The sequence below is a fragment of the Cohnella sp. GCM10020058 genome, from assembly GCF_042683485.1.
Lineage (GTDB): Bacteria > Bacillota > Bacilli > Paenibacillales > Paenibacillaceae > Cohnella.
Window position 1 is genome coordinate 79,249 of sequence record NZ_JBHUJV010000004.1, and the last position, 23,322, is coordinate 102,570.

At 57.7% G+C, this 23,322-nt stretch carries 27 protein-coding genes; 18 read left to right on the forward strand and 9 right to left on the reverse strand.

Annotated elements, in window-relative coordinates; translation table 11 throughout:
• Positions 1–34 precede the first annotated feature (34 nt).
• On the reverse strand, positions 35–895 hold the full coding sequence (locus tag ACFSR7_RS06635) for a flagellar motor protein MotB (RefSeq protein ID WP_378159848.1): 861 nt from the start codon (positions 893–895) through the stop codon (positions 35–37).
• Entirely contained in the window at positions 873–1,682 is an 810-nt protein-coding gene (motA, locus tag ACFSR7_RS06640) for a flagellar motor stator protein MotA (protein WP_378159850.1), read from the reverse strand. Before motA ends, ACFSR7_RS06635 begins: the two co-directional genes overlap by 23 nt.
• Positions 1,683–1,894: 212 nt before the next feature.
• Here motA and ACFSR7_RS06645 point away from each other — a divergent pair, with 212 nt between their 5' ends.
• Positions 1,895–2,230, forward strand: a complete 336-nt coding sequence (locus ACFSR7_RS06645; protein WP_378159852.1) for a TFIIB-type zinc ribbon-containing protein — start codon at positions 1,895–1,897, stop codon at positions 2,228–2,230.
• Positions 2,231–2,284: 54 nt separating this feature from the next.
• On the opposite strand, the gene ACFSR7_RS06650 is transcribed toward ACFSR7_RS06645, so the two are convergent.
• On the reverse strand, positions 2,285–2,764 hold the full coding sequence (locus tag ACFSR7_RS06650) for a GNAT family N-acetyltransferase (protein WP_378159854.1): 480 nt from the start codon (positions 2,762–2,764) through the stop codon (positions 2,285–2,287).
• Between the two features lie 224 nt (positions 2,765–2,988).
• Between ACFSR7_RS06650 and ACFSR7_RS06655 the strand changes: the two genes are divergently transcribed.
• Together ACFSR7_RS06655 and ACFSR7_RS06660 are read left to right on the forward strand one after the other, a co-directional pair.
• Complete coding sequence (locus ACFSR7_RS06655; protein ID WP_378159856.1) at positions 2,989–4,203, forward strand: MFS transporter; 1,215 nt, start codon at positions 2,989–2,991, stop codon at positions 4,201–4,203.
• A 181-nt stretch (positions 4,204–4,384) separates the two neighbouring features.
• Entirely contained in the window at positions 4,385–5,251 is an 867-nt protein-coding gene (locus ACFSR7_RS06660; RefSeq protein ID WP_378159858.1) for a sulfurtransferase, read from the forward strand.
• A gap of 446 nt (positions 5,252–5,697) precedes the next feature.
• On the opposite strand, the gene ACFSR7_RS06665 is transcribed toward ACFSR7_RS06660, so the two are convergent.
• Positions 5,698–6,147 carry a MarR family winged helix-turn-helix transcriptional regulator gene (locus ACFSR7_RS06665; protein WP_378159860.1) on the reverse strand — a complete coding sequence of 150 codons (450 nt, stop codon included), beginning with the start codon at positions 6,145–6,147 and terminating at the stop codon, positions 5,698–5,700.
• Between the two features lie 195 nt (positions 6,148–6,342).
• On the opposite strand from ACFSR7_RS06665, the gene ACFSR7_RS06670 reads away from it, so the two are divergent.
• Entirely contained in the window at positions 6,343–7,314 is a 972-nt protein-coding gene (locus ACFSR7_RS06670; protein WP_378159862.1) for an aldo/keto reductase, read from the forward strand.
• 133 nt (positions 7,315–7,447) lie between these two features.
• On the opposite strand, the gene ACFSR7_RS06675 is transcribed toward ACFSR7_RS06670, so the two are convergent.
• Positions 7,448–7,894: a hypothetical protein gene (locus ACFSR7_RS06675; protein WP_378159864.1), complete on the reverse strand. Its 447-nt coding sequence runs from the start codon at positions 7,892–7,894 to the stop codon at positions 7,448–7,450.
• A gap of 145 nt (positions 7,895–8,039) precedes the next feature.
• Positions 8,040–9,278 (reverse strand): NAD(P)/FAD-dependent oxidoreductase, encoded by a 1,239-nt coding sequence (locus ACFSR7_RS06680; protein ID WP_378159865.1) that lies wholly within the window; start codon positions 9,276–9,278, stop codon positions 8,040–8,042.
• 332 nt (positions 9,279–9,610) lie between these two features.
• Here ACFSR7_RS06680 and ACFSR7_RS06685 point away from each other — a divergent pair, with 332 nt between their 5' ends.
• From ACFSR7_RS06685 to ACFSR7_RS06735, 11 genes are all read left to right on the forward strand, one after another.
• On the forward strand, positions 9,611–10,669 hold the full coding sequence (locus tag ACFSR7_RS06685) for a BMP family lipoprotein (RefSeq protein ID WP_378159867.1): 1,059 nt from the start codon (positions 9,611–9,613) through the stop codon (positions 10,667–10,669).
• Positions 10,670–10,759: 90 nt separating this feature from the next.
• Entirely contained in the window at positions 10,760–12,259 is a 1,500-nt protein-coding gene (locus tag ACFSR7_RS06690; RefSeq protein WP_378159869.1) for an ABC transporter ATP-binding protein, read from the forward strand.
• Entirely contained in the window at positions 12,252–13,319 is a 1,068-nt protein-coding gene (locus ACFSR7_RS06695) for an ABC transporter permease (RefSeq protein WP_378159871.1), read from the forward strand. Before ACFSR7_RS06690 ends, ACFSR7_RS06695 begins: the two co-directional genes overlap by 8 nt.
• Entirely contained in the window at positions 13,303–14,226 is a 924-nt protein-coding gene (locus tag ACFSR7_RS06700; RefSeq protein WP_378159873.1) for an ABC transporter permease, read from the forward strand. Before ACFSR7_RS06695 ends, ACFSR7_RS06700 begins: the two co-directional genes overlap by 17 nt.
• Positions 14,227–14,255: 29 nt before the next feature.
• Positions 14,256–14,933, forward strand: coding sequence for a sulfite oxidase-like oxidoreductase (locus ACFSR7_RS06705; protein WP_378159874.1), 678 nt, complete (start codon positions 14,256–14,258; stop codon positions 14,931–14,933).
• A 2-nt stretch (positions 14,934–14,935) separates the two neighbouring features.
• Positions 14,936–15,673, forward strand: coding sequence for a nucleoside phosphorylase (locus ACFSR7_RS06710; RefSeq protein ID WP_378159876.1), 738 nt, complete (start codon positions 14,936–14,938; stop codon positions 15,671–15,673).
• Between the two features lie 603 nt (positions 15,674–16,276).
• The gene (locus ACFSR7_RS06715) at positions 16,277–16,585 is read left to right on the forward strand and encodes a PadR family transcriptional regulator (RefSeq protein WP_304441424.1); all 309 of its coding nucleotides are present in this window, start codon (positions 16,277–16,279) and stop codon (positions 16,583–16,585) included.
• Complete coding sequence (locus ACFSR7_RS06720) at positions 16,582–16,929, forward strand: DUF1048 domain-containing protein (RefSeq protein WP_378159878.1); 348 nt, start codon at positions 16,582–16,584, stop codon at positions 16,927–16,929. The genes ACFSR7_RS06715 and ACFSR7_RS06720 overlap by 4 nt, the downstream gene beginning before the upstream one ends.
• Before the next feature lie 28 nt (positions 16,930–16,957).
• Positions 16,958–17,308: a DUF1048 domain-containing protein gene (locus ACFSR7_RS06725; protein WP_378159879.1), complete on the forward strand. Its 351-nt coding sequence runs from the start codon at positions 16,958–16,960 to the stop codon at positions 17,306–17,308.
• Positions 17,309–17,321: 13 nt separating this feature from the next.
• On the forward strand, positions 17,322–18,080 hold the full coding sequence (locus ACFSR7_RS06730) for an ABC transporter ATP-binding protein (RefSeq protein ID WP_378159881.1): 759 nt from the start codon (positions 17,322–17,324) through the stop codon (positions 18,078–18,080).
• Positions 18,081–18,854, forward strand: coding sequence for an ABC transporter permease (locus ACFSR7_RS06735; RefSeq protein ID WP_378159883.1), 774 nt, complete (start codon positions 18,081–18,083; stop codon positions 18,852–18,854).
• 35 nt (positions 18,855–18,889) lie between these two features.
• Here ACFSR7_RS06735 and ACFSR7_RS06740 read toward each other — a convergent pair whose 3' ends face one another.
• From ACFSR7_RS06740 to ACFSR7_RS06750, 3 genes are read right to left on the reverse strand one after another with little or no spacing between them, the layout of a single operon-like run.
• Entirely contained in the window at positions 18,890–20,995 is a 2,106-nt protein-coding gene (locus ACFSR7_RS06740; RefSeq protein WP_378159885.1) for a hypothetical protein, read from the reverse strand.
• Positions 20,973–21,305 (reverse strand): hypothetical protein, encoded by a 333-nt coding sequence (locus ACFSR7_RS06745; protein ID WP_378159887.1) that lies wholly within the window; start codon positions 21,303–21,305, stop codon positions 20,973–20,975. Before ACFSR7_RS06745 ends, ACFSR7_RS06740 begins: the two co-directional genes overlap by 23 nt.
• Positions 21,277–21,849, reverse strand: a complete 573-nt coding sequence (locus ACFSR7_RS06750) for a sigma-70 family RNA polymerase sigma factor (protein WP_378159889.1) — start codon at positions 21,847–21,849, stop codon at positions 21,277–21,279. Before ACFSR7_RS06750 ends, ACFSR7_RS06745 begins: the two co-directional genes overlap by 29 nt.
• 189 nt (positions 21,850–22,038) lie before the next feature.
• Here ACFSR7_RS06750 and ACFSR7_RS06755 point away from each other — a divergent pair, with 189 nt between their 5' ends.
• From ACFSR7_RS06755 to ACFSR7_RS06765, 3 genes are read left to right on the forward strand one after another with little or no spacing between them, the layout of a single operon-like run.
• Positions 22,039–22,380, forward strand: a complete 342-nt coding sequence (locus ACFSR7_RS06755) for a DUF1801 domain-containing protein (protein WP_378159891.1) — start codon at positions 22,039–22,041, stop codon at positions 22,378–22,380.
• 31 nt (positions 22,381–22,411) lie between these two features.
• A complete protein-coding gene (locus ACFSR7_RS06760) occupies positions 22,412–22,741 on the forward strand; it encodes an ArsR/SmtB family transcription factor (RefSeq protein ID WP_378159893.1) in 330 nt (109 codons plus the stop codon).
• Positions 22,742–22,743: 2 nt separating this feature from the next.
• Positions 22,744–23,238: an SRPBCC family protein gene (locus tag ACFSR7_RS06765; RefSeq protein ID WP_378159895.1), complete on the forward strand. Its 495-nt coding sequence runs from the start codon at positions 22,744–22,746 to the stop codon at positions 23,236–23,238.
• Positions 23,239–23,322: the final 84 nt, after the last annotated feature.

Genomic DNA, 23,322 nt, shown 5'->3' on the forward strand with positions numbered 1-23,322 from the left:
CCTTCCATCCGAAGACTGAAGGGGTCTTAAGCAGTTAGTTGACGTTAATGGCGGAGGCTTCGTGCGCGATAGCGTCCAGCTTCATGCTCTCCGTCGTGTTGTCGGTGTATTTGCGGAGGATCGAGACTTCGACGCGGCGGTTTTTGGATCGGCCGGCATCGGTGTCGTTCGAATCGAGCGGACGATATTCGCCGTAGCCGATCGCGCTGAATTTGCGCGGGTCGAACGCCTGGTTCTCCAGTAAAATCTTCATGAAGTTGATCGCGCGCTTGGAGCTGAGCTCCCAGTTGGAGGCGAACTCGTACGTGTTGATCGGCTGGTTGTCGGTGTGTCCCGATACGATAATCTCGTAATCGGGATAGGCCTTCAGCATGTTGCCGATCGCAACGGCCAGCTTACGGGATTCAGGCTTCACGTCGGCGGTGCCGGACGGGAATAGCGCGTTGTCCCGGATCGTAATCATGAGCTGGGACTGGTTCAGGTTCGTCTCGAGCTGGCTCGACAGGCCGCCCTTTTTGATATATTGGTCGAGCTGCTTTTTCAGCTTCTCGAGATTCTCCTGCTCCTGCTTGGCTAGCGTCTGGCGGGCGCTCTGCTCCGTGCGGGTCAGCGCTTCGCGCTCCTTGTTTGTGTCGGCTTGTTGATCGCGCTGCCGCTTGCCCATGTCGTTCGTCTCGCTATCGATGGCGGCGGACTTGTCCAGGATGCTGATACCGGAGGAGAAAGCGGTCTTGAACGCCTGGCTGAGCTCCTCAAGCTTGGACACGTTGACGGAGCTTGCCGCGTACAGCACGATGAACAGAGAGAGCAGCAACGTCATGAGGTCGGAGTAGGGGAGCAGCCAGGATTCGTCCGGGTGCTCCTCGTGTTCTTCATGCCGATGCTTTTTGCTCACGGTCCGAATCCCCCTTCTCGGCCATGGCCAGGCGTTCGGTCGGCGTCAGGAAGACGGACAGCTTCTGCTGGATCGCCGTAGTGGATACGCCAGACTGGATGGAGAGCAGTCCCTCGACCATCATCAGCTTCAACTGCACTTCACGCTTGGACATGCGCTTCAGCTTGTTGGCGATCGGGTGCCAGAGGACGTAACCGGTGAAAATACCGAGGAGCGTCGCGACGAACGCGCCGGCGACGGCGTGGGCGAGCTCGCCCATGTCCTCAAGGTGGCCAAGCGCTGCAATCAGACCGACGACGGCTCCGAGTACGCCGAGCGTCGGCGCGTACATACCCGCCTGGGAGAAGATCAGGGCGCCGGACTTGTGCCGATCCTCGGTCGCCGCGATGTCCTCGAGCAGTACGTCATGCACAAAGTCTTGATCGTTGCCGTCGATGATCATGCGCATCCCGCTTTTGAGGAAGGGATCTTCGATCTCTTCGACGCGTGCTTCAAGCGCCAGGAGGCCTTCGCGGCGGGTGATCGAGGCCCAGTCGACGAACATGCCGATGACTTCCTGACGGGAGAGGAGTTGGGGCTCGGAGAAAATGAGCTTGAACAGCTTGGGGACCTTCGCGAGGTCGCGCATCGGGAAAGCCATGCAGACGGAAGCGATCGTGCCGGCGACGATAATAACGTATGCAGCGGGATTGCTGATCAGCGATCCCAGCGGCGCGCCCTTCAGGATCATACCGATGATCAATGAGGCGAAGCCGAGCACAAGTCCGATTAGCGTAGAGTTTTTCATATGGTTCGCACCCCGAATATTCTATAGATTTCTAGTCCTGGCGGAAGAGGGCCCTTCAGCGACACGGTAATAGGTTTATCGACAATTTCCAACCAAACTGTTAGAGGTGGAAGACATGTTTTTGTGAATAAAAAAAGGCGGCGCACAGCGATCTGCAACCGGCAGCGCATTCATCCGTAGTAGTGGAAAACAGGCAAAGGAGGCAGATCAAATTGAATTGTCCGATTTGCGAGGATTCGCGCATGCGCGAAGTAGAGAAAAACGGGATTATGATCGATGTTTGCCCGAACTGTAAAGGGGTCTGGCTGGACCGCGGAGAGTTGGACAAGCTGATGACCGACGTGCGTGAAGTGCGAACGGCGTACAATGAATGGCACTACAGGGACGACGACGATGACGACCGCAAGCGCTACGCCCAGCAGTCGAATGACCCGCCTCATCAGTCCTACGATTCGCACCAGCAGCCCTATGGCAAGCACAACAGCGATTACTATAAGAAAAAGAAGAAAAAAAGCGTTCTGGACGTCTTCGGCGATCTGTTCGACTAGAACGAAGAAAACCCGCGGCATCGGTGGATGCGCGGGTTTTTCTATGCGACGGCGCTATCCGCCGAAAACCATGCAATAGACGTTGACCTCGCCTTGGGCCGATAGGCGCGAATAGCGATCCGTGCATGTAAAGCCCGCTTTTTCATAGGCCCGCACCGCCCTCGTATTCCAAGTCTCTACCTCCAGGTCGATCTGCGCGCCGGGATAACGGTGTCCGGCTTCCAACGCGATCGCGCGGGCAAAATCGGCGCCGCCGCCCTTGCCGCACCGGTCGGGATGCATGCCCATCCCGAGACGCACGACACCCTCCATCGGAAAAAACTGTGCATACCCCACGAGCGCGCTGTTTTCGTCACATATAGAAACGTACTGCCCCCTGCGGATCTCGGGGTCTCCGAACTCCTTGCCGCTGCGGGTCATGGCGTGCCAGGACGGCCAGCGGAACTGTTCGTACGGCGCGGGGTAGCGCCATTCGCATACGGCTGCGGCGTCCGACTCGGACATGGGCCAAATATGGAATTGCGGCTTGCTCATCGTAAGCGGTCCCCCTAGCTGTCTGATCGTAGCTCCGAGAAGCTGTCGGTCTCTATTATAAGGGTCAATGCTTGGACGGGACAGGGTTTGAAGACGCATCGGCAGTCAAAATCGGCGACAGGAACAGCCAAATGCGTCATGACCTTCGCGCGGACGCCGTGCTATGATGGAGGGGCTCGACGGAAAGGACCCACGGACGGCGGGTCGGAAGGAGTTTGCTTTTCATGATTCGGCTTATTTGGTTAGGATGTCTGGCGTATCTGACGGTCGGCCTCGGCCAGCTCGTGGTCGGCGCGGTGATGGAGCCGATGGTCGGCGCGTACGGCGTGCACTATGGAGACGGCGGTCAGCTCGTCATGAATCAATTTCTCGGCGGCCTCGCGGGGACGCTCTTCGCGCCTTGGCTGATGCGCAAGTTGGGCAGGCGTACGCTGCTGCTCGGCGCGATTACAATGAGCGCTGCGGCAGAGATTGCATATACGCTGGCGCCGCCCTGGGGCGCGATGCTCGTCCTGGGACCGGTCGCGGGCTTTGGATTTGGAATTACGGAAGCGGTCGTCGGCTCGTTTATTATCGCTTCCGCGGGCGAGCGGGCGAACGTGGCGATGAGCCGCGTGGAGGTGTCGTTCGGCCTGGGCGCGCTCGTGATGCCGCTCGTCGGGGCGCTGCTCATCGATATCGACCGGTGGCGGCTCGCGTTCGGCGTCGTCGGCGCGCTGGCGGCGGTGACCGTCATCCTCTGGGCCATCTTCTGGCCGACGATCCTGAACGCTGCGCCGGTCGGCGTTGTGCAGGCGGATACGCACGGCAAGAGGCAGCAGGCGCCCGTGCGGCTCCCGCTGCTCGGCACGGGACCGGCGCGCTGGGTGCTGATCGCTTGCACCGCGTTTTTCTTCCTCTATGTCGGCTTCGAGATGAGCTACGCCCACTACCTGCCGACGCTGCTCGTCCAGGAGGGCGGCATCACGGAGGCGACCGCGGCGCTGGCGCTCGGCGTGTTCTGGGGCGCCATGACGATCGGCCGGCTGTTCGCCGGACATCTGGCCGACAGGATCGGCAACACTTCTTATCTGCTGTCGATGTGCGGCATTGCCGCCCTTGCCTTCATTTTAATGGGCTTTTTCGGCGGCGCTGCGCCCATGTTCGTGCTGGCGGCCGTCGCGGGCCTCTCGATGAGCGGCATGTTCGCAATTGCGCTCGTCTTCGCGAACCGCTACGCGCCAGGCATGACGGAGCGCACGACGAGCCTGCTCATCGCTTGCGGCCTCCTTGGCGGTGCGGTGCTGCCGAAGCTCGTCGGCTGGAGCCTGGACGCGCTGGGCGGCGACGATTCGCGGTGGGTGCTGGCCGGCTTCGCGCTGCTGCTGCTCGCTGTCGCTGCCGCCGCTGCGGCGGCAAGCCGAAAGGCTGCAAGCGCGGCGGCGCGGCTCGCGGCATAGGCTGGACGAAGTAGGCTGCGCTTGGCGTTGCCTGCGTGGATGGATAGCGCGCCAACTAATCGCGAACGCGCCGTCCGTCCAAGCGTCCGGCCTTCATGCGCGCATGGGCTCGCCCTTTCTGCGGCACCGCCCGATCCGGTATAATGCCTGTATACCCCTATCGGAAAGAAGGCGTTGTTCCTTGAATCATATCGTATCGCTCAAATGGCTGCTGGCCCGTCTCTACGAACCGGACCTGGTCATCGTCGACTGCCGTTTTCAGATGGGCAAGGGCCAGGAGAACGCCGGCCGCGATGCTTACGAGGCGTCCCATATCCCGGGAGCGGTCTACCTCGATCTCGAAAAGGATCTGTCCGCGCCGGTCGAAGCCGACGGCCACGGCGGACGCCATCCGCTGCCGGACGCCGCGCAGCTTACCGGCACCTTCAGCGGCGTCGGCATCGGCAACGCTTCGCGCGTCATCGCCTATGACGATCAAGGCGGCGCGATGGCTTCGCGGCTATGGTGGCTGCTCAAGTATCTCGGCCACGACCAGGTCTTCGTGCTTGATCAAGGCTTCACGGCTTGGCGCGAGGCCGGCTTCCCGGTGAACGCGGAGCAGCAGGTGCGCATTCCGGCGCCGTTCCTGGCCGAGGTGCAGCACAGCATGCTCGCCGAGGTCGACGACGTGCGCGAGCTGCTCGGCACGGACCAAGCGACGCTGATCGACTCGCGGGAGCCGGCGCGTTACCGCGGCGAGGTCGAGCCGCTCGACAAGGCCGCAGGCCATATCCCGGGCGCGATCAACCGCTTCTGGAAGGACGCGCTGGACGAGCAGGGCGGCTGGCGCGACGAGACCGCCCAGGCCGCGCGCTTCTTGGGGCTGGCACAGGATGCGCCGCTCATCGTCTATTGCGGCTCCGGCGTCACCGCCACGCCGAACGTGCTGGCATTGCAGGAGGCGGGGTATACGAACGTGAGGTTGTATGCGGGGAGCTGGAGCGATTGGATCAGTTATGAGGGGAATCCAATTGCGGTTGGAGACGAAGAAAAACCAAGTAAGCCATAACAGAATGCAATTTTCGAATACATCGCCACATGGGTTTCATGCCCTGGCGATGTATTTTTTATTGTCCGAAGTCAACACGAAATCAACAATCGATTGAAGCAAATGTTTACAATGTAATCCCATAGAGAAGAGGCACACACTTCAAAGGGGTGCACAATCGTTGCTACTCGAACAATAAATAGCTATTGAGTCAACAGTTGAAGATTGATTGAGCAAGTCAACAAGGAGTCAACAATGCAGCGATGAAGATTAATCGTGGAGAACCGTATCATAAGTAGGGCGAAAAGGGGGTGAGCTACCCACTACTGGCGGAAAAGCCAAATTAAACGGGCTGCTGCGTGTTTCTTGGAGGTACAGATAAAGGGAAAGACGGTTCAGTCCCTTGTCGTTTTCGAATATACAGCATGGACAGTGCCCAGAGAAGCGATCAAGTTAATGAGGCTTTACTAGAGGCTAGGGTCGCTTTTTGTTCTTTCCGCAAGCTTCATAATCGATTCAATGTCTTGATCGGTTAATTGATCCAGAAAATATTTGCGGATTGCCATTGAGACGATGGGCAGGGCCTCATCCAAAGCTGCTTTTCCGGCACAAGTAATGATGACCTGGACACCACGATCTGCGTCTAATGGCCCCCTTTTAACAAGGCCCCGTTTTTCCATCCGCGTCAAATGATGGGATAATCTGCTCTTATCCCAGTTCATCGAGTCGGCTAGTTGCTGTTGGCAAAGCTTGCCATCTCCGAATTGGATTAACCGATCCAGTATTCCAAAGTCTCCTTCTGATAGTCCTGTATGTTCAGAAAGCTCCTTAACAACGCGACCGAAGATTCGTTTAAAGGAGCCTTTCCACATATTCCATATTCGCATTTCATCTTCGTTTACTTTGTTGATATTCATGCCAGTATAATATCATGGTTGACACATCAACCACAAGGCGTTAGTCTATATTCAAGTTGATGTGTCAACTTCGGAGAAAACTTTCGAGTACTCCCGTGGTGACGTAGTCTCGAGTGGCACGGGCTCACGGAGATATGTGTAGACAACCTGAAGGCATGAATGCCTTCCCAATATCCTTAAGGAGTGTGCAATCAAATGGAATATGTAAAACTTGGACGCAGCGGGTTAGAGGTCTCAAAGTTAAGTCTTGGAACCATGAGCTTCGGAGTACCTGAACGCGGCAATACCCCATGGTCTCTGGATGAGGAGCAAAGCAGACCGATCATTAAGAAAGCACTCGAATCGGGCATCAACTTTTTCAGCACCGCCAACATGTATTCCGACGGAACAAGCGAAGAAATTCTCGGGCGTGCTCTAAAGGACTTTGCTCATCGTGACGAAGTCGTCATAGCAACAAAGGTATTTGTTCCGATGCGCAAAGGTCCGAATGCTGTAGGACTTTCCCGTAAAGCTATCATGACCGAAGTTGACAACAGTCTAAGACGACTCGGAACAGACTATGTCGATTTGTACCAGATCCATCGGTGGGATCCTAATACGCCAATTGAGGAGACCATGGAGGCTCTTCACGATTTAGTTAAGGCAGGCAAGGCCAGATACATTGGTGCATCCTCCATGCTGGCATGGCAGTTTGCGAAAGCTCAGCATGTCGCAGAGCGCAACGGCTGGACACGGTTCGTTTCCATGGAGAATAGATTAAACCTGCTCTATCGGGAAGAGGAACGAGAAATGCTCCCCCTTTGCAAAGACGAGGGAGTTGGCATCACTCCTTACCTGCCTTTGGCTGCAGGCCGGTTAACCCGGGATTGGAGTGAGCAGACTGTGCGATCAGAGAAGGATCAGGTAGCAAAGGCCTTGTTCAGTAAAACGGAAGAGGAAGATCGCAAAGTCGCGGAAAGAGTTGCGGAAATTGCTGCTAAACGGGGAATTTCGCGCGCACAAATTGCACTTGCATGGTTGCTGCAAAAAGAAGAGGTCACCGCGCCGATTATAGGTTCGACCAAAATCAGCCATCTGGAAGATGCAGTTTCGGCGTTGTCGGTTAAATTGACTTCTGATGAAATTACCCGTTTAGAAGAACTGTATATTCCACATCCATTCGTATAAATTTGACGCAAGTAAGGCGTGCATCTGCTAATCATGCAAACCTGATTCTTATATGTTCGAATACATCGCCATGTGGACTTAGGACGCAGGCGGTGTATTTTTATGCCCCCAGTCCACATGGAGTCAACAATCGTTAATGACGTCTCGCCGTCCGCGCAAGCAGTGCGCCGAGCGTCGCGCCGTACAGGGTGTGAGCGGCCATCCAGTACAGGAACGCGGACCCGTCGGTCAGGACCGGCGTACGTTCGGACAGGGCGGAAGTCGGGTACAGGCAGAGTCCGACGACGAGCCCGACGCAGGTCGCATAACGCGTCATGCGACTTGGCGCTACGCTCGTGCGGTTCATCCACCAGGACAAGCAGAGACCGAGCGCGACGGAGATCGCCAGATGAATCGCGAACGCTGCCCACTCGGGCAGGGAGATTCGGTTGACGACAGGCACGTAGTCCACGTTCAGCAGCAGCGTATAGACGGGCTTCGCGGTCGCCCGCTCGACGAGCTTTAAGACGAGACCGAGCACGATGCCGGATAGAGCGCCCGCATATATCGTTTTCGCGATGGATCCGGCTATGCGAATCACCTCCGGTATCACATCATGATTGACCTAAACGAAGTGTAGCATAGTAACGTTACGCTAAACCAAAGAAAAGCCGAGACAGCCGCCATTTCGGCGACGATCCCGGCCTTAATCGGTTCGAGTCTTGAGTCGACCAAGAGAGGCTAACTCATCCTTGATTAACTAAAGTCTGCAACAGAGGCCTATCCTGCAAATACAGCGCCAAGTCAGGACTATGCCCTTCGACGATTTCCTGAACGATAAGCTTGGCCAGCAGCTGGCTGTATACGGTCCCGTTGTCGCCGTATGCGAGCAAGAAGTAGCTGTTCGGCAATTCCTCGTACTTCCCGATGATGGGCAGACCGTCCGCCATTCCGCCGTAAAAAGCCGAAGAATAGAAGGCCGGCTCTACCCGAATGTCGGGGAACAGGCGGTTGAACGCGGCAAGCAGCATATCCTTCTTATGAATCAGTTTGCTGTCTCGACGCTCGGGATAAGCTGTATTTTCGTCCAGGCCGCCGACGATAATCCGGTTGTCGACCGTTGTTCGCATATATAAATACGGGCGTGCGGTCTCCCACAGAAGCGTTCTGTTGTGCCAGGATGACAAGTCCGCCACAGGTTGGGTCGTAATGGTGTAGGTGCTCACGAAAGAGGCTTGCTTCTCTTTGCGGATCTCCATATTCTCATAGCCGGCCGCAAAGATGACATGTCGTGCGCTGATTTCTTTCCTTGTCTGCGTAGTGACGATCATGCGCTGCTGCTGCCGATCGTAATGATGGCCGTTCATCCCGGTATGCTCATAGATGCGGACTCCCCGATTCGCCGCAAATTGAAATAATGCATGGGTGAATTTGTATGGATTCAGCTCGCCATCGTCATAGGAGTAGATTGCTGCGTCTCGGCTGAACGGATATTTTTCTTCGATTTGCGCGCGATCCCAAAAATCGATTTTGACGCCATGCCTCTCGATGAATTCGTATTCGCTTCGCAATCGGTCGATGTCCTCGGGGCAGCTCGCGGCATAAAGCGTGTCTCTGCGCCGGAATTCGCAATCGATATCCACGCTTCGGGAGGCAGCCTCGATCTCGTCGATGGCTTCTTTGAGCAGATTCAGGTGCCGCCCGACGTAATTCTCCCCAAAGGTGTTCACCAGAGCGGTGAACATCTTCTCGCCCGAATATTGAATGATCGCGGTGTTCGTACTCGTGCTGCCGCCTCCGATGCGCCCTTTTTCCAACACAACGACCTCAAGTCCGCTGCCGGCCAAATAATAGGCGCACTGTGCAGCAGAGCTTCCGCCCCCGATGATGACCACATCGCAAGTGAGATTTTCCTCCAGAGAGGGATAGGATGGGGCTTCGGGAAAGGTGGTCGGCCAATAATAGGTTCCCGTTTGCAAGTTCATGGTGTACCCCCCGGCATTGAGAATTCCATGTATACTCTATCCAAATTTGTACTGCGCATACATCCACAACGAATAAGGCTTTGTTCGCGATGGGGCAGAGAGATTAATAAGCAGAGGTAAAGAATTAATTCAGTTTAGATATTTATTGAGCGACGAAAAAATAGGGCTTTGAATGTGAAAACGGTTTCGATTTGGTGTCGTCATGGTTTCGTACATGAATTGTGCGAAAATTGTCGAACATAGTTGGAAATAGAGTTTGACAAATCCCCAGTGATCTTCTAGGATATGAACATGTCTATTGAATTGCACCTATTTTCGGGGGAGAGAAAAAGATGAAGAAAACATTATCGCTCATGCTGATGTTCGTACTGATCGCAGGTGTGCTTGCGGCATGCGGATCGAATAAAAACAACAGCAACAACGCTGGCAGCAGCGCTCCGGCAAGCGGAAGCGCATCCGCTCCTGCGGCATCCGACGGCAAACCGAAAAAAATCGCGCTCATCACGCCCGAGCCGATCGGCGTCAACGCGTTTTTCGTACTGATGGACGAAGGCTTCAAGAAAGCCGGCAAGGACTTCGGCGTAACAGTAAAAACGCTTGAGTCCACGGACCCGGCTTCTATCGAGCAAAACATCCGTACGGCGGCGGCAGGCGATTACGACCTGATCATCACGGCGACGTACCAAGTCGAAGACGCCCTGAAGAAGATCGCGCCGGAATATCCGGACAAGGCATTTGCAGTTATCGATACGGTCGTCGATCTGCCTAACGTTCGTTCCATCGCGTTCCGCGAGTACGAAGCTTCGTACCTGCTCGGCGCCGCTTCCGCTCTCGTTTCCAAGTCCGGCACGGTCGGCAACGTCGTCGCCATGGACATCCCGCTTCTCTCCAAGTACACAAGCGGATTCGAGCAAGGCGCCAAATCGATCAACCCGAACATCAAGATCCTGGTCGGCTACGTAGGCGGATATACCGACCCTGCGAAGGCGAAGGAGCTGGCTCTGCAGCAAAACGGGCAAGGCGCGGACTTCATCGCCGGCATGTCGGCCGCAGGCGACCTCGGCGTGTTCGAAGCCGCAGGCGAAAAGGGCTTCTACACGTCCGGTCAAGATACGGACAACACCGACGGCAAGCAAGTCATCCTGTCGCAGCTCAAAGGCACGGACGCCGTCGCCTACGAGACGGTTAAGGACTTCGTCGAAGGCAACTTCTCGTACGGCGTTCGCGACTACGGCCTTAAGGAAGGCGGCGTCGGCCTGACGAACGTCACCAAAGAAGGCAAGTTCCCGGTTAGCGATGCCATCGGCCAAGAAAACATTGACAAGCTCAAGAAGATTTCCGATGATATTATTGCAGGCACGATCGTCGTCAAGAATCCTTTGCAACAATAATCGTCGCTTATAACCTATAATTATCCATAACCGGCTGCCTCGAGCAGCCGGTTTCCTATGCTTATAAGGACCGCAGACAGGAGGGCTCGCATGCTGCTCGAGATGGAGCGAATCACGAAGAGCTACGGCAGCGTCACCGCGAACAAGGGAATCGGCTTTAACCTGAAGGCCGGAGAAGTACATGCCGTCGTCGGGGAGAACGGCGCGGGCAAAACGACGCTCATGCGCATTTTGTACGGCATGGAGCAGGCGACTTCCGGCACGATCAAGCTGAATGGGCGCGAAGTGCGCTTCGCCGATCCGAAGGATGCGATCGGCAGCGGCATCGGCATGGTGCACCAGCACTTCATGCTGTTCCCGGACTTCACGGTGGCGGAAAATATCGTGATCGGCCGCGAGCCCGGCGCCGTCCGGTTCGATCGCAAAAATGCGATCGCGCAGGTGGAAGAACTGTCGAAGACATACGGCATCCGCGTCGATCCGCGCGCCAAGGTCGGCGAATGCCCGCTCGGCGTGCAGCAGCGGGTGGAGATCCTGAAGGTTCTCCATCAAGGCGCGGAGATCATTATCCTTGACGAGCCGACCGGCGTGCTGACCCCGCTTGAGGTCGGCGAGCTGCTTGAAGCAATCAAGAAGCTGGCGGGCATGGGCAAAAGCTTTATCTTGATCACGCACAAGCTGAACGAAGTGATGAGCGTCGCCGACCGGATCACGGTGCTGCGCGACGGCGAAGTGACGGGCACGCTGAACGCTTCGGATACGGACGTGGAGGAGCTGTCGAGGCTGATGGTCGGCCGCGAGCTGGCTCCTTCGACGAAGAAGCCCGCAAGTCCGGGAGCGAACGTGCTGGAGCTCAGAGATGTCTCCCTCGCCGGAAGCGGACCCAAACCGGCGCTCAGCGGCATCGATCTGACCGTCCGCGAAGGCGAGATCGTCGGCGTGGCGGGCATCTCCGGCAACGGTCAATCGGAGCTGATCCAGTCGATCGCGGGCCTTATGAAGCCGGACGCTGGCACCATCACGCTGCTTGGCAAAGACATGACGGGCAGCGGCGCGCGCGCGGTTCGCGATGCCGGGCTGGCGCATATTCCCGAGGACCGGTATATCTGGGGCGCCAGCAAAGCCGCGACCGTCGCCGAGACGGGCATCATGGGCCACCAGAATCGGCTGGGGCGCTACGGCATGCTGCGCGGCAAAGGGATGAAGACGCTCGTCTCGGATTGGATCAAGCGCTTTGCAATCAAGGCGGGTTCGCTCGACAACAAGACGCAGAACTTGTCCGGCGGCAACCTGCAGAAGCTGATCGTCGCCCGCGAGCTCGCGCAGAATACGCCCTTTCTGATCGCGGCGGAGCCGACGCGCGGCGTGGACATCGGCGCGATGGAGACGATTCACGAGGAGCTGCTGCGCAAGCGGGCAGAGGGCGGGGCGATCCTGCTCGTCTCGTCGGAGCTGTCGGAAATATTAAAGCTGTCGGACCGGATCGTCGTCATGTACGAAGGAAGCATCGCGGGAGAGCTGCGCGTCGACGAGGCGAGCGAGGACAAGCTCAGCTTGCTGATGGCGGGAGGAGGAGTGCGTCATGAATAAACTCGGAACGTGGCTGCTTCCGCTTCGCGGTCCGCTGGTCGCCATCATTATCGGTCTGCTCGCGGGCTCGATCGCCATTCTCGTCGCCGGCGGCTCGATCGCAGAGACGTATAGGGAAATGTGGAAGGGCGCATTCGGCAGCTTTTACTTTTTCACGAGCACGTTATCCCGCGCGACGCCGCTCATCCTTGTCGCCATGGGGGCGGCGGTCGCTTTCCGCTCGGGCTTTTTCAACCTCGGCGCGGAGGGGCAGATGGCGTTCGGCGGCTTAAGCGCGGCGCTCATCGGCCTGCACGTGCCTGGTCCGGGCTGGTTCGTCTGCATCGTCGCGATGCTCGGCGGCATTGTCGCGGGCGGGCTTTGGTCGGCGATGGCCGGTTACTTCGACGTCCGTTTCCGCGTAAATCTGCTCATTACGACGATGCTGCTCAACTACATCGCTTCCTTGTTCGCAGGCTACCTGGTCACCTATCCGTTCAAGGACAAGACGGGCGCCGGCGCGATGGCCCAGACACAGATGCTCGAGCACGCGGTCTGGTTGCCGAAGCTGTTCAAGGGCATGACGGTGCACGCCGGCTTCATCATCGCGATTGCGGCCGTCGTCATCCTGTACGTCTACCTGGCCAAATCGGTCAAAGGGTACGAGGCGCGCATGCTGGGCGGCAACCCGCTGTTCGCCGTTTACGGCGGCGTGCGGCGGACATCGCTGATGCTGACGACGATGTTCGCGAGCGGCGGACTCGCCGGGCTTGCAGGCGCAGCCGAGGTGCTGGGCTCGCAATATCGCTATATCGACGGCTCGTTCGCTTCGGCGGACTACGCCTGGACGGGCATTATGGCGGCGCTGCTCGCCAACGGCAACCCGATCGGCTCGGCCATCGGCGCCTTTTTCCTCGCGGCGCTGCAGACAGGCGGCATGGGCGTAGAACTCAATACCGACGTGCCGCTCGAGATCGGCTCCGTTATTCAAGCGGTGCTCATTTTGTTCATTACCGTCAAATTCAGCTGGGGCTTTATGCGGCGCAAGAAAGGAGCGGTCGTCGATGGATCAGCTGTTTGACCTGGCCTTGTTCAACTCGGCGCTTCGCATCCTGACGCCGATCCTGCTCGCAGCGCTCGGCGGCGCGCTCTGCGCGCGCGTCGGCCTGTTTAACGTCGGTCTCGAAGGGCTGATGCTGATCGGCTCGTTCACCGCCATTGTGGGCAACCATTACTTTGAGAATACGTTTTTGGCCATCCTGTTTGCCATTGTCTGCGTATGCGCGTTCTCGCTGCTTTTCGCGTACCTCAGCATCCATCTGCAGGCGAACGTCATCGTCGTCGGCATCGCGATCAACTTTCTGGCGCTCGGATTGACGACGTTCAGCTTGCGGACGCTCTTCCATGTGAAGGGCGCATACTACGATAAGGAAATGGTCGGCCTGCCGAAGTGGAATATCCCGCTCATCAAGGACATTCCGGTCGTGGGGGAAATTTTCTCCGGGCATTCTCCGCTGGTCTACTTGTCGGTCGTGCTGGCGGGACTGCTGTGGTACTACTTCTATCGCACGGTCAACGGGTTCCGATTCCTGGCTGCGGGCAGCAACCCGCTGGCCGCCCGAACGATCGGCATCCACGTTCGCCGCTACCAATACGGCGCGATGATCGCCTGCGGCGTGCTGTGCGCGCTCGCCGGCGCGCAGCTGTCGCTCGGCCAGGTGACGATGTTCACCGAAGGGATGACGTCTGGCCGCGGCTTCATCGCGCTCGTCGCGACGATGCTCGGCCAATCCGGACCGCTCGGCGTGCTGGGCGCAAGCGCCCTGTTCGGCTTCATGGACGCGTTCAGCATCCGGCTGCAGGGCGTGTCGTGGCCGTCCCATTTTACGCAAATGGTCCCTTATGTCGTGACGATAATCGCGATGTTCTTTTTCCGGGATAAAGGGTTCATCAAAGACGCTCAAAACGCCGGCTCCAGCTCCAGGTAGGTCGGACGCGAGAGGAGATCACACCGAAGATGCACAACAAAGCGGACCGTCTGAAAAAAGCGAAGGTGCCGGCAGCGGCGTCCAAGATCGATCCGGCGCTGCGCGATCGCGTGCCCCCGGGGCAGACCGTAACGGAGAAGTTTCCGATCCTGCACGAGGGCGATGTGCCTGTCTATGATATAAACGAATGGCGGCTGACGGTGTGCGGCGAGGTGGAAGCGGAGCGTTCCTTCACGTTCGAGGAGATTATGCGGATGCCCGCGACCAAGGTCGTGCGGGACATTCACTGCGTGACGCGCTGGTCGAAACTCGACACCGAGTGGGAGGGCGTGCTGTTCAGCGACTTGCTGCCGCAGCTCGGCGTGAAGCCGGAAGCGAAGTACGTCATGTTCCATGCCGATCCGGATTACGAGACGAACGTGCCGCTGGAGGACCTGCTGAAGGATGACGTCATGCTCGCTTACCGCTTTGCGGGAGAGCCGCTGACCGACAAGCACGGCTGGCCGCTGCGCACACTCGTTCCGCACCGCTACTTCTGGAAAAGCGCGAAGTGGATCCGCCGCATCGAGTTTATGCGCGAGGACCGGCCGGGCTTCTGGGAACGCAACGGGTTCCATAACGAAGCCGATCCGTTCGCGGAAGAACGGTTTTCCGGCGAGTCGATACCGATTCCCGAGGACGAATGGACGAAGAAGGAGTTCGATTAATTATGTACTTGCCGATATTGCAGATCCAATCCGAAGACATTCCCGAATACGCGATCGTATGCGGCGATCCTCGCCGTGCCGAGGTTATCTCGCGCAAGCTGGAAGGCGCTCGGGAGCTGGCATTCGCCCGCGAGTACCGCACGTTCGTCGGCGACTATCAAGGCGTTCGCCTCGCGGTCGTCAGCCATGGCGTCGGCTCGGCGGGCGCGGCCATCTGCTTCGAGGAGCTGATCCGCGCGGGCGTGAAGACGCTGATCCGCGTCGGCACCGCGGGCTCCTACTCGGAGCAAACGCCGGCCGGCAGCCTGATCGTCAGCACGGCGGCCGTTCGGGCCGATGGGTTGACCCGGTCAATCGTGCCGGACGGGTTCCCGGCCGTCGCGGACAGCCGCATCGTCGAGGCGCTCGACGCCTCGGCGCGGGCGCTCGGCGGCGTCGTGGGCCGAGGCATCACTGTCACGGTCGACGCCTTTTTCGAGGGCGCGCTGGACATTCCGCACAAGACGTACAAGAAGGCCGGCGCCATCGGCGTTGAGATGGAGATCGCCGCGCTGTACGTCGTCGCGAGCTTGCGCGGCGCGCGGGCGGGCGCGATCCTGGCGGTGGACGGCTACGCGGACGCCGATCTCGCGGCCGAATACGATCCGCACACCGATGCCGTCGCGCAGGCGGTCGAGCGGGAGATCGAGGCGGCGCTGCGCGCCGTCGCGAAGCTGGCCGAGCAGGAAGCGAAGGCTTAGGCGGAACGTTTTTTTTAGGCAATAAAGATAAGGCATGGCGCTCCGAGCGGGACTCGGGGCGTTTTTATTTGGGCGGGCCGAGGCCGATCGGAGGTGTGCGGGGCAGGGCGGGGCGGGGCGGGGCGGGGCGGGGCGGGGCGGGGCGAATACCTGCATTTATACATGTATTTGTTGCCGACTAGCGCCACGTGATGAAAAACCTGCGAATGTGCAGGTATTTGCCCAGTGTAGACCGGAATTTCGGTTGACTGAAGGAATTAGATGTATATTTGCATCAATTCTCTCTGAAACGGTCGATGGTGATGGAAAAGGATGTATATTTGCAGGTATTACGGATTAAGAGTCACTTGGGCGACGCATCGACCAATCTTCTAGACGCCAAGCCAAACTCGTACGACCCGGCAAGCCGATTCCGCGTACGGCCCGCCAAACCGATGCACTTACGGCCCGCCAAACCGCGTTTATTTGAAATGGGCCAAAAATCGAAATCAAACCTGTTGACAGCACGAGCTACTACGTGTTACTTTATAGCGGTAGTAAGTAACACTGCATACCAGTCATACAGAATAGTGAAGGGTGATTGTCTTGGAAAACTTAACGGAATTGCTCAAAGGCGTGCTTGAGGGCTGTGTCCTTGAAATTATTAGCCGCAAAGAAACGTACGGCTACGAAATCACGCGGCAGCTGAACGCGCTCGGCTTCGCGGATGTCGTGGAAGGGACGGTGTACACCATCCTGATCCGGCTTGAAAAAAACAAGCTGGTGGAGATCACCAAAAAGCCTTCGGAACTAGGGCCGCCGCGCAAGTTTTTCGCCATCAACGACGCCGGCCGCGCGGAGCTTCGGAAGTTTTGGGAGAAGTGGGAATTCGTATCCTCAAAAATGAACGAGTTAAAGGAGAAAACACAATGAACTTTTGGGAAAAAATCACCGGCAGCGACATGACAAAGGAAATGAAAGCTTTTGATGCACGAGCCAAAAAGCTGCCGGCCGATTATCAAGCGGCATGGGGAGAATTGAACGCCAATCTGTGGTCCTACTCGAGCTTCAGCGGTCGCAACCTGATGCCCATTCTCGACGGCGTGCTCGGCCTGCTTGAAGAATCGGCGGCGGACGGCCAGCGCGTCCAAGAGGTGCTCGGCGACGATATCAAAGGCTTCTGCGCGGCGCTGGCCGGCGAAGAAGGGGCAAAGTCCTACCGCGACAAATGGCGCGAGCAGCTCAACCAGAATGTCGCCAAAAAATTAGGCAAATAAAAATTAGGAAAATCGGAGGGAAATGAAAATGAACATTCGCGACATCATCGAGGGCAAAAAAGAGTGGAAGGCGCACGTGGCGCGCGTCAAGGCGCTCCCGCAGGATTACCAGATCGTTTACAAGGAACTTCAAAAATACCTCTTTAAGGTCGGTCCTGTCGAACTCGCCGAGGGGACGGGACTGCTGTCGGGGATCGTCGATCTCTTCGAAGAGGGCGCGGCGTCCGGCAAGGGCGTGCTTGAGGTGACGGGCAGCGATGTAGCGGCTTTCTGCGACGAGCTGATCAAGGATTCGAAAACGCACGCCGACATCGCTCAGGAATCCGCTAACCAGGCCGTTAACAAGGCCATGAGCAAGCTGACGGACAAGAAAAAGTAAGGAGGAGATCGGCATGGAAAAAGCGATTGAGGTGAAAGGCCTTAAAAAAGCCTTCAAGGGCAAGGAAGTGCTGAAGGGCGTCGATCTGGAAGTGAAGCGAGGCGAGATCTTCGCCCTGCTCGGTTCCAATGGTGCGGGCAAGACGACGATGGTCCGGATCCTCGCTACGCTGCTCAAGCCGGACGGAGGCAACGCCGTTGTGAACGGCTTCGACGTTGCATCAAAGCCCGAGTATGTGCGGCATGCGATCAGCCTGACCGGGCAGTTCGCGGCGGTCGACGAGGTGCTCACCGGTCGGGAGAACTTGATCATGATCGCCAAGCTGCGGCATCTTGATCAACCGCGCCAAGTAGCGGACGATTTGCTGAAGCGCTTCGGCCTGACGGAAGCCGCCGACCGAAAGCCGTCCACGTATTCAGGCGGCATGCGCCGCCGGCTCGACATCGCCTTGAGTCTGGTCGGCAAGCCGAAGATTATTTTCCTCGACGAGCCGACCACGGGGCTTGATCCGGAAGCGCGCATCGAGGTGTGGAAGATCGTAAAGGAGCTTGCAGACGGCGGTACGACGGTATTCCTGACCACGCAATATCTGGAGGAAGCGGAGCAGCTGGCAGACCGAATCGCCATTCTGCACGAAGGCCGGATCATTGCCGGCGGCACGCTGGCGGAGCTGAAGAAGCGTTTCCCGCAAGCGAAGGTCGAGTATGTTGAAAAGCAGCCGACGCTCGAGGAAATCTTCCTCGCGATCATCGGCAAAAAGGAGGCCATCTAAATGGAGACGGCAAAAAGCTACTTTTTCAGCGATATGGGCGTGATGCTCGGACGTTCCATGCGCCATATTTTCCGCAGCGTGGACACGATCTTCACGGTCTGCGTCACGCCGATCGCGATGATGCTGCTGTTCGTGTACGTGTTCGGCGGCGCCATCGAGACCGGCACGGATAACTACGTGAACTACCTGCTGCCCGGCATCCTGCTGATGGCGATCGCCAGCGGGGTCGCCTATGTCGCCTACCGCCTGTTCCTGGATAAGCAGCGGGGCATCATCGAGCGGTTCAACTCTATGCCGATCGCGCGTTCGACGATGCTGTGGGGGCATGTGCTGACCTCGGTCGTCTCCAACGTTATCTCGATCGCCGTCATCATTCTCGTAGCGCTCGCGATGGGCTTCCGTTCGTCGGCCGGCATCCTGTCCTGGCTCGCCGTAGCAGGCATCCTCGTGCTGTTCACGCTGGCGCTCACCTGGATCGCGGCCATCGCCGGACTGTCCGCCAAGACGGTCGAAGGCGCAAGCGCCTTTTCCTACCCGCTGATCTTCCTGCCGTTCATCAGCTCCGCGTTCGTGCCGACCGAATCGATGCCCGCCGTGGTTCGCGCCTTCGCCGAGAATCAGCCGGTGACGTCCATCGTGGAAACGATCCGCGCGCTGCTGTCGAACCAACCGGTAGGTAACGATATCTGGGTTGCGCTGGCCTGGTGCTTGGGTATATTGATCGTCGCCTACGCATTCGCGGTGCGCGCCTACAATCGGCAATCCGCGCAATAACACAATCGTTGTTTAAAGCCCGACGCAGTAACACGCTAATCGACCTTCGACAGCGCCACGACGAACGCCTCCATGGCCGCATGCTCCGAATTCGCTATCCTCCATTCTGCCACGCGCGTTTGATCTCCGCCGAACCCGACCCGCAACGCATCTCTCAGCTGCGACAAGTAGGCATCTCCATTTGCATTCCGGCTTTCTTCCGCTAAATCATGCACGAGCTTGCTCCAGTCCGGATTGGCTTGATCGTAATAGGAGCGTTCAGGGTACTGGCGCGCGAGCGCTTCTGCCTTATCCAAGTCGCCTGACAAATAAATCACGCTCGCGAGATAACTGCCGATGAACCGGTTCGAGGGATCGGTCTCCTGTGCCTGCCGGAGCTGTGCCTCGCCCTCCCGGATTTTTCCTTGCTTGAGCAGCAGCGTACCATAGAGAGCTTGCGTGTAGCTTTCCACCCTTCCTTGCCGGGCTTCCTCGAGCATGCCGTAATACCGGTCCACCAAGGGCCAGTTCCCGACACTACCGTAATGCTCGATCAAGGTAGCCAGCGCACTTCCGCTATCGTCGATGCTTGCCTGCTTCTCCAGGTACGTTAGTGAAACCACGTCAAGTATCTGTTTTTGACCTGGCGCAGGGATCCCGGAAAGCTTAACGATCATCCGCAGACTATGATGATCCTGCTCATCCCGCGCGTAGTCCGCCTTGTACGCGGACCACGCTTCGTCCATGCGGCCCTCGAGCAGCAGACGGTCGGCTTCGGTGAGCGTGCGAGCCTTCAGATAGAAAAACGGAAGATGACCCATCGTCTGCTCGTTCAACCGGTAGCCGTTGCTTCGCGTCAACAGTTGCCCGCCGGCATCGTAGGCCTCCACGTTCCAGGAAAACCGGCTGGACGGATCGGCGAATCCGAGCAGATTGGAGGGATCCGGCAACTCCTTGTCGTCGAACTTTTTGTAGGAATAGCCCGTAGCGACGCTGTAGAGCGTTTCGAGCGGCAACTCGACGGCATTGCCCTCGATATGGTCCTTGATCTGAAATCCGACCGAGCCATTCTCGACGGGGAAGGTTCCGTTCAGTTTGTAGTAAGATGCTCCTTCGACAGACTCCCATTCAAATTTGATGGTGTCGCCTGTAATGACCTGCTGATCCACGGGCGCGCGCAGCTGGATAAGCCTTTGCAGCGTAATGTCGCGAGTCAGCTGCTCGCCTCCCCAAATGTCGATCCATTCCTCGTTATAGCCGGCCGGTCGCGTCCAGCCGTCGAGCTGCTCGTAGTTCAGGCCGATATAGATGACGTAACTGCCGGGGGCGACGCCTTTGAACGCAAAGCGGCCTTCGGCGTCGGTCATCGTCTGGTAAGGCTCGCTATCGAGCAGGCTGTGGTAGATATCCCTGCTGCTCCGCAAGTATACCCCGATGCCTGACATGCGCGCGCCGTCGCTTTTTTTAATCGTTCCGGATACGCTTGAAGCCGCAGGATCACGCTGTTCCGCGATGCGGGTCTTGAGCTTCGCGATCTTGTCGGTCAGGTACGTATCCTGCCGGTTCGGGCGCTCGCTCAGCTCATCCAGCAATCGCTCCGCCGTCTCGGGTTCATCAACATCCGCGTAAATCTTAGCACGGGCCATCTTAAGCTCGCTTTTCTGAATGTTGTAACGGATCGAGAGCTTCTGCTCCGTCCGCTCTAACGCGCGGATCGCATCTTCAGTCCTGCCAAGCAATAAATATTCGAACGCCAACTGCGTCGCCGCCCGCGCCATATAGCTATCGACCGGACCGGCTTCCGCATAGGCTTGCAGGTACTTGAGCTTCTCTTCCTCCGTCCAGCGCGGCGCTTCCGGCAGCGAGGTCGCCGTACCGGATTCAAAAGTCCCGTCTCCCGCGACGACTTCAAATCTCATCGCGCCCAGGTCCGAGCCGTTCTCGATCATATATCGCCGAATCAGCGCCCACTTGTCGTCTCCGGAAGCGGCATCGATCGCGCGAATCAGCTCGCGCTTGCCGTTCGGCGCCCCTTGCTCGAAGTGCTTTTTCGCGAGGGCGACCTGGACGCTTGGCATTACGAAGACCTGGAGCAAGACGAACGAGGCGCACAGGACGGTGACAAGCGCGAAGAGATGCTTAACTTTGATCTTTACCTTCAACGCGCCTCACCGCCTTTTCAAAGTCCTCTTTCCAGTACGTATTGCCTCCCGCTTCGACGAGCTGCCGATCCGCACGCGGCATGTCTCCCGCCAAGTCCCCTTGATCCGAATGCTCTTCAAACTGCGTCGCGAGCACGATCACCAGCAGCACGGCGAAGCCTGCGCCAAGCGGGATCAGCGGCAGTTCGATCTCGTAATTCCACAAAGCGCGCAGCTTGGCCGGCAAGGAACGGGGATGGGTGCGATTCAACACTTCCGCACTTTTCGAAAAGCGCATTTCCTTAAGCTCTTCCTCCAGCTTTGCTCTCATGGACGCTTGCGCCTGCTCCGGTTTCATTCCCATCCTCCTGTTCCTCCAGTATGAGCTTCAGCTTCGCCCGGCCTCTCGCAAGCCTGGCCTTTACCGTATTTTCGTTGCCGCTCGTTTGTACCGCGATCTCGGCCACGCTTAGCCCGTTGTAATAAAACAAAACGATCGCTTCGCGATATTTGTAATCCAGCTTCAGCAGCGCCTCGCTTAGCATCTCATTGCGCCATGCGTCCATCAGGAGCGCCTCCGGGCCAGGCTCTTCTTCCGCCACCAATGTCTCTACCTGGGATAGAGGAAAGATTCGGCTCCAGCTCCACGTGCGCATCTTCATCCGGCACCGGTTGACCGCGATGCGCAAAAGCCAGCTTTGCAGACGGTCGGGGTTCTGGAGCTGGCCGATCTTGCGGTAAGCCTGGATAAACGTATCCATGACGGCTTCCTCCGCGACTTGCTTATCTTTGACCAGCAGGAACGCCGTTCGCATCAATTCATCGCCGTACCGCTCCATTAACGCCCGAAGCGCGGCTTCGTCTTTATCCCGCAAGCCTTGAACGATATCCAGAGAACTTCCTCCTCCCCCATAAGTAAGATGCGTGCTGCATGGATTCGGTTGCGCGACGGCTTCCATTTCATTTCAAGCCATAGAAAATTTTAAAAATTCCTTTACTGGAATATTCCCGATGTAGTATATTGTGTTCATAGATAAAACTTGAAGAAAAGGAGTTGGACTGAAGTGGCGAACGAAGAGGTTATCTCTTTTATCGACAACCTTGGAGCGGACTGGCAGGTTCAGCTTGCCAAGCGGCTTAGAGAGATGGTGCATGAGACGATTCCGTCGGTCGAGGAGCGAATTCAGTACAAGAAGCCCCATTTTCTGAAAAACGGTCATTATGCCGCGGTCATCTCGCCTTCGAAGGATGCCATTGCCTTCATGATCATGAACGCATCGGGGATTGAATTCCCGAAGGGCTTCGAAGGGCCGCCGGAGCGCAAGTGGATCAAGATCAAGGAAGGCATCGCGCCGGATTACGAGACATTGTCCGCGCTGCTCGCCAAGGCCGCTGAATCGCTCTGATCCGGAACGGGCGGGGGGCGGATGATGCGGGATGGAGCCGGATACGCTAGGCGCCTTGGCCGAGCCCACGCGACTGCGGATCGTGGAGCTGCTGCGGAGCGGCCAGCTTACGGTAGGGGAGATCGCGAATGAACTGCACATACGCCAGCCGCAGGCCTCGAAGCATCTGAAAGTACTGAGCGAAGCGAAGATCGTGGAGGTGTACCCGGTCGCCAACCGGCGGATTTACACGCTTCGGGCCGAGCCTTTTCAGGAGATGAATGAATGGCTCGGTACGTTTCGCAAGTTCTGGGAGGACCAATTCGATCAGCTGGATGCGTATCTTGCGCATATTCAAAAGGAAAATAACGAGGAGGAGTAAAAGTGGCAGACCAGGAAGTATTGTTGACGCGCGAGTTTAACGCGCCGCGCGAGCTTGTGTTCAAGGTATGGACGGAAGCGGAGCATTTCGGCAAGTGGTGGGGGCCGAAGGGGTTCACGCTCGAGGTGAGCAAAATGGACGCCCGTCCGGGCGGCATGTTCCTCGGGTGCCAGAAGTCGCCTGACGGGATGAGCATGTGGGGGAAGTTCGTCTATCAGGAAGTCATTAGGCCGGAAAAACTCGTCTTCGTCCAATCGTTCAGCGACGAGCACGGCAACACGATCCGGGCGCCCTTCAATCCGAATTGGCCGCTCGAGATCATCAACATCCTGACCTTCGAGGAAGCGGACGGCAAGACGACGGTCACCTTCAGCGGCGGTCCGATCAATGCCTCGGAAGAGGAGATGGCGGCGTTCAACGATATGAAGCCGATGGTCAAGCAAGGGTTCTCCGGCACGTTCGAGCAGCTCGATCAATATCTGGCCAGTCAGCAATAACAAGGAAAGCGGCGTTCCCGAGGCGGGACGCCGCATTTTCTATTTTCGGAGGATTCGTCAAGTCGACTTGGCAGCGGAGCCCCG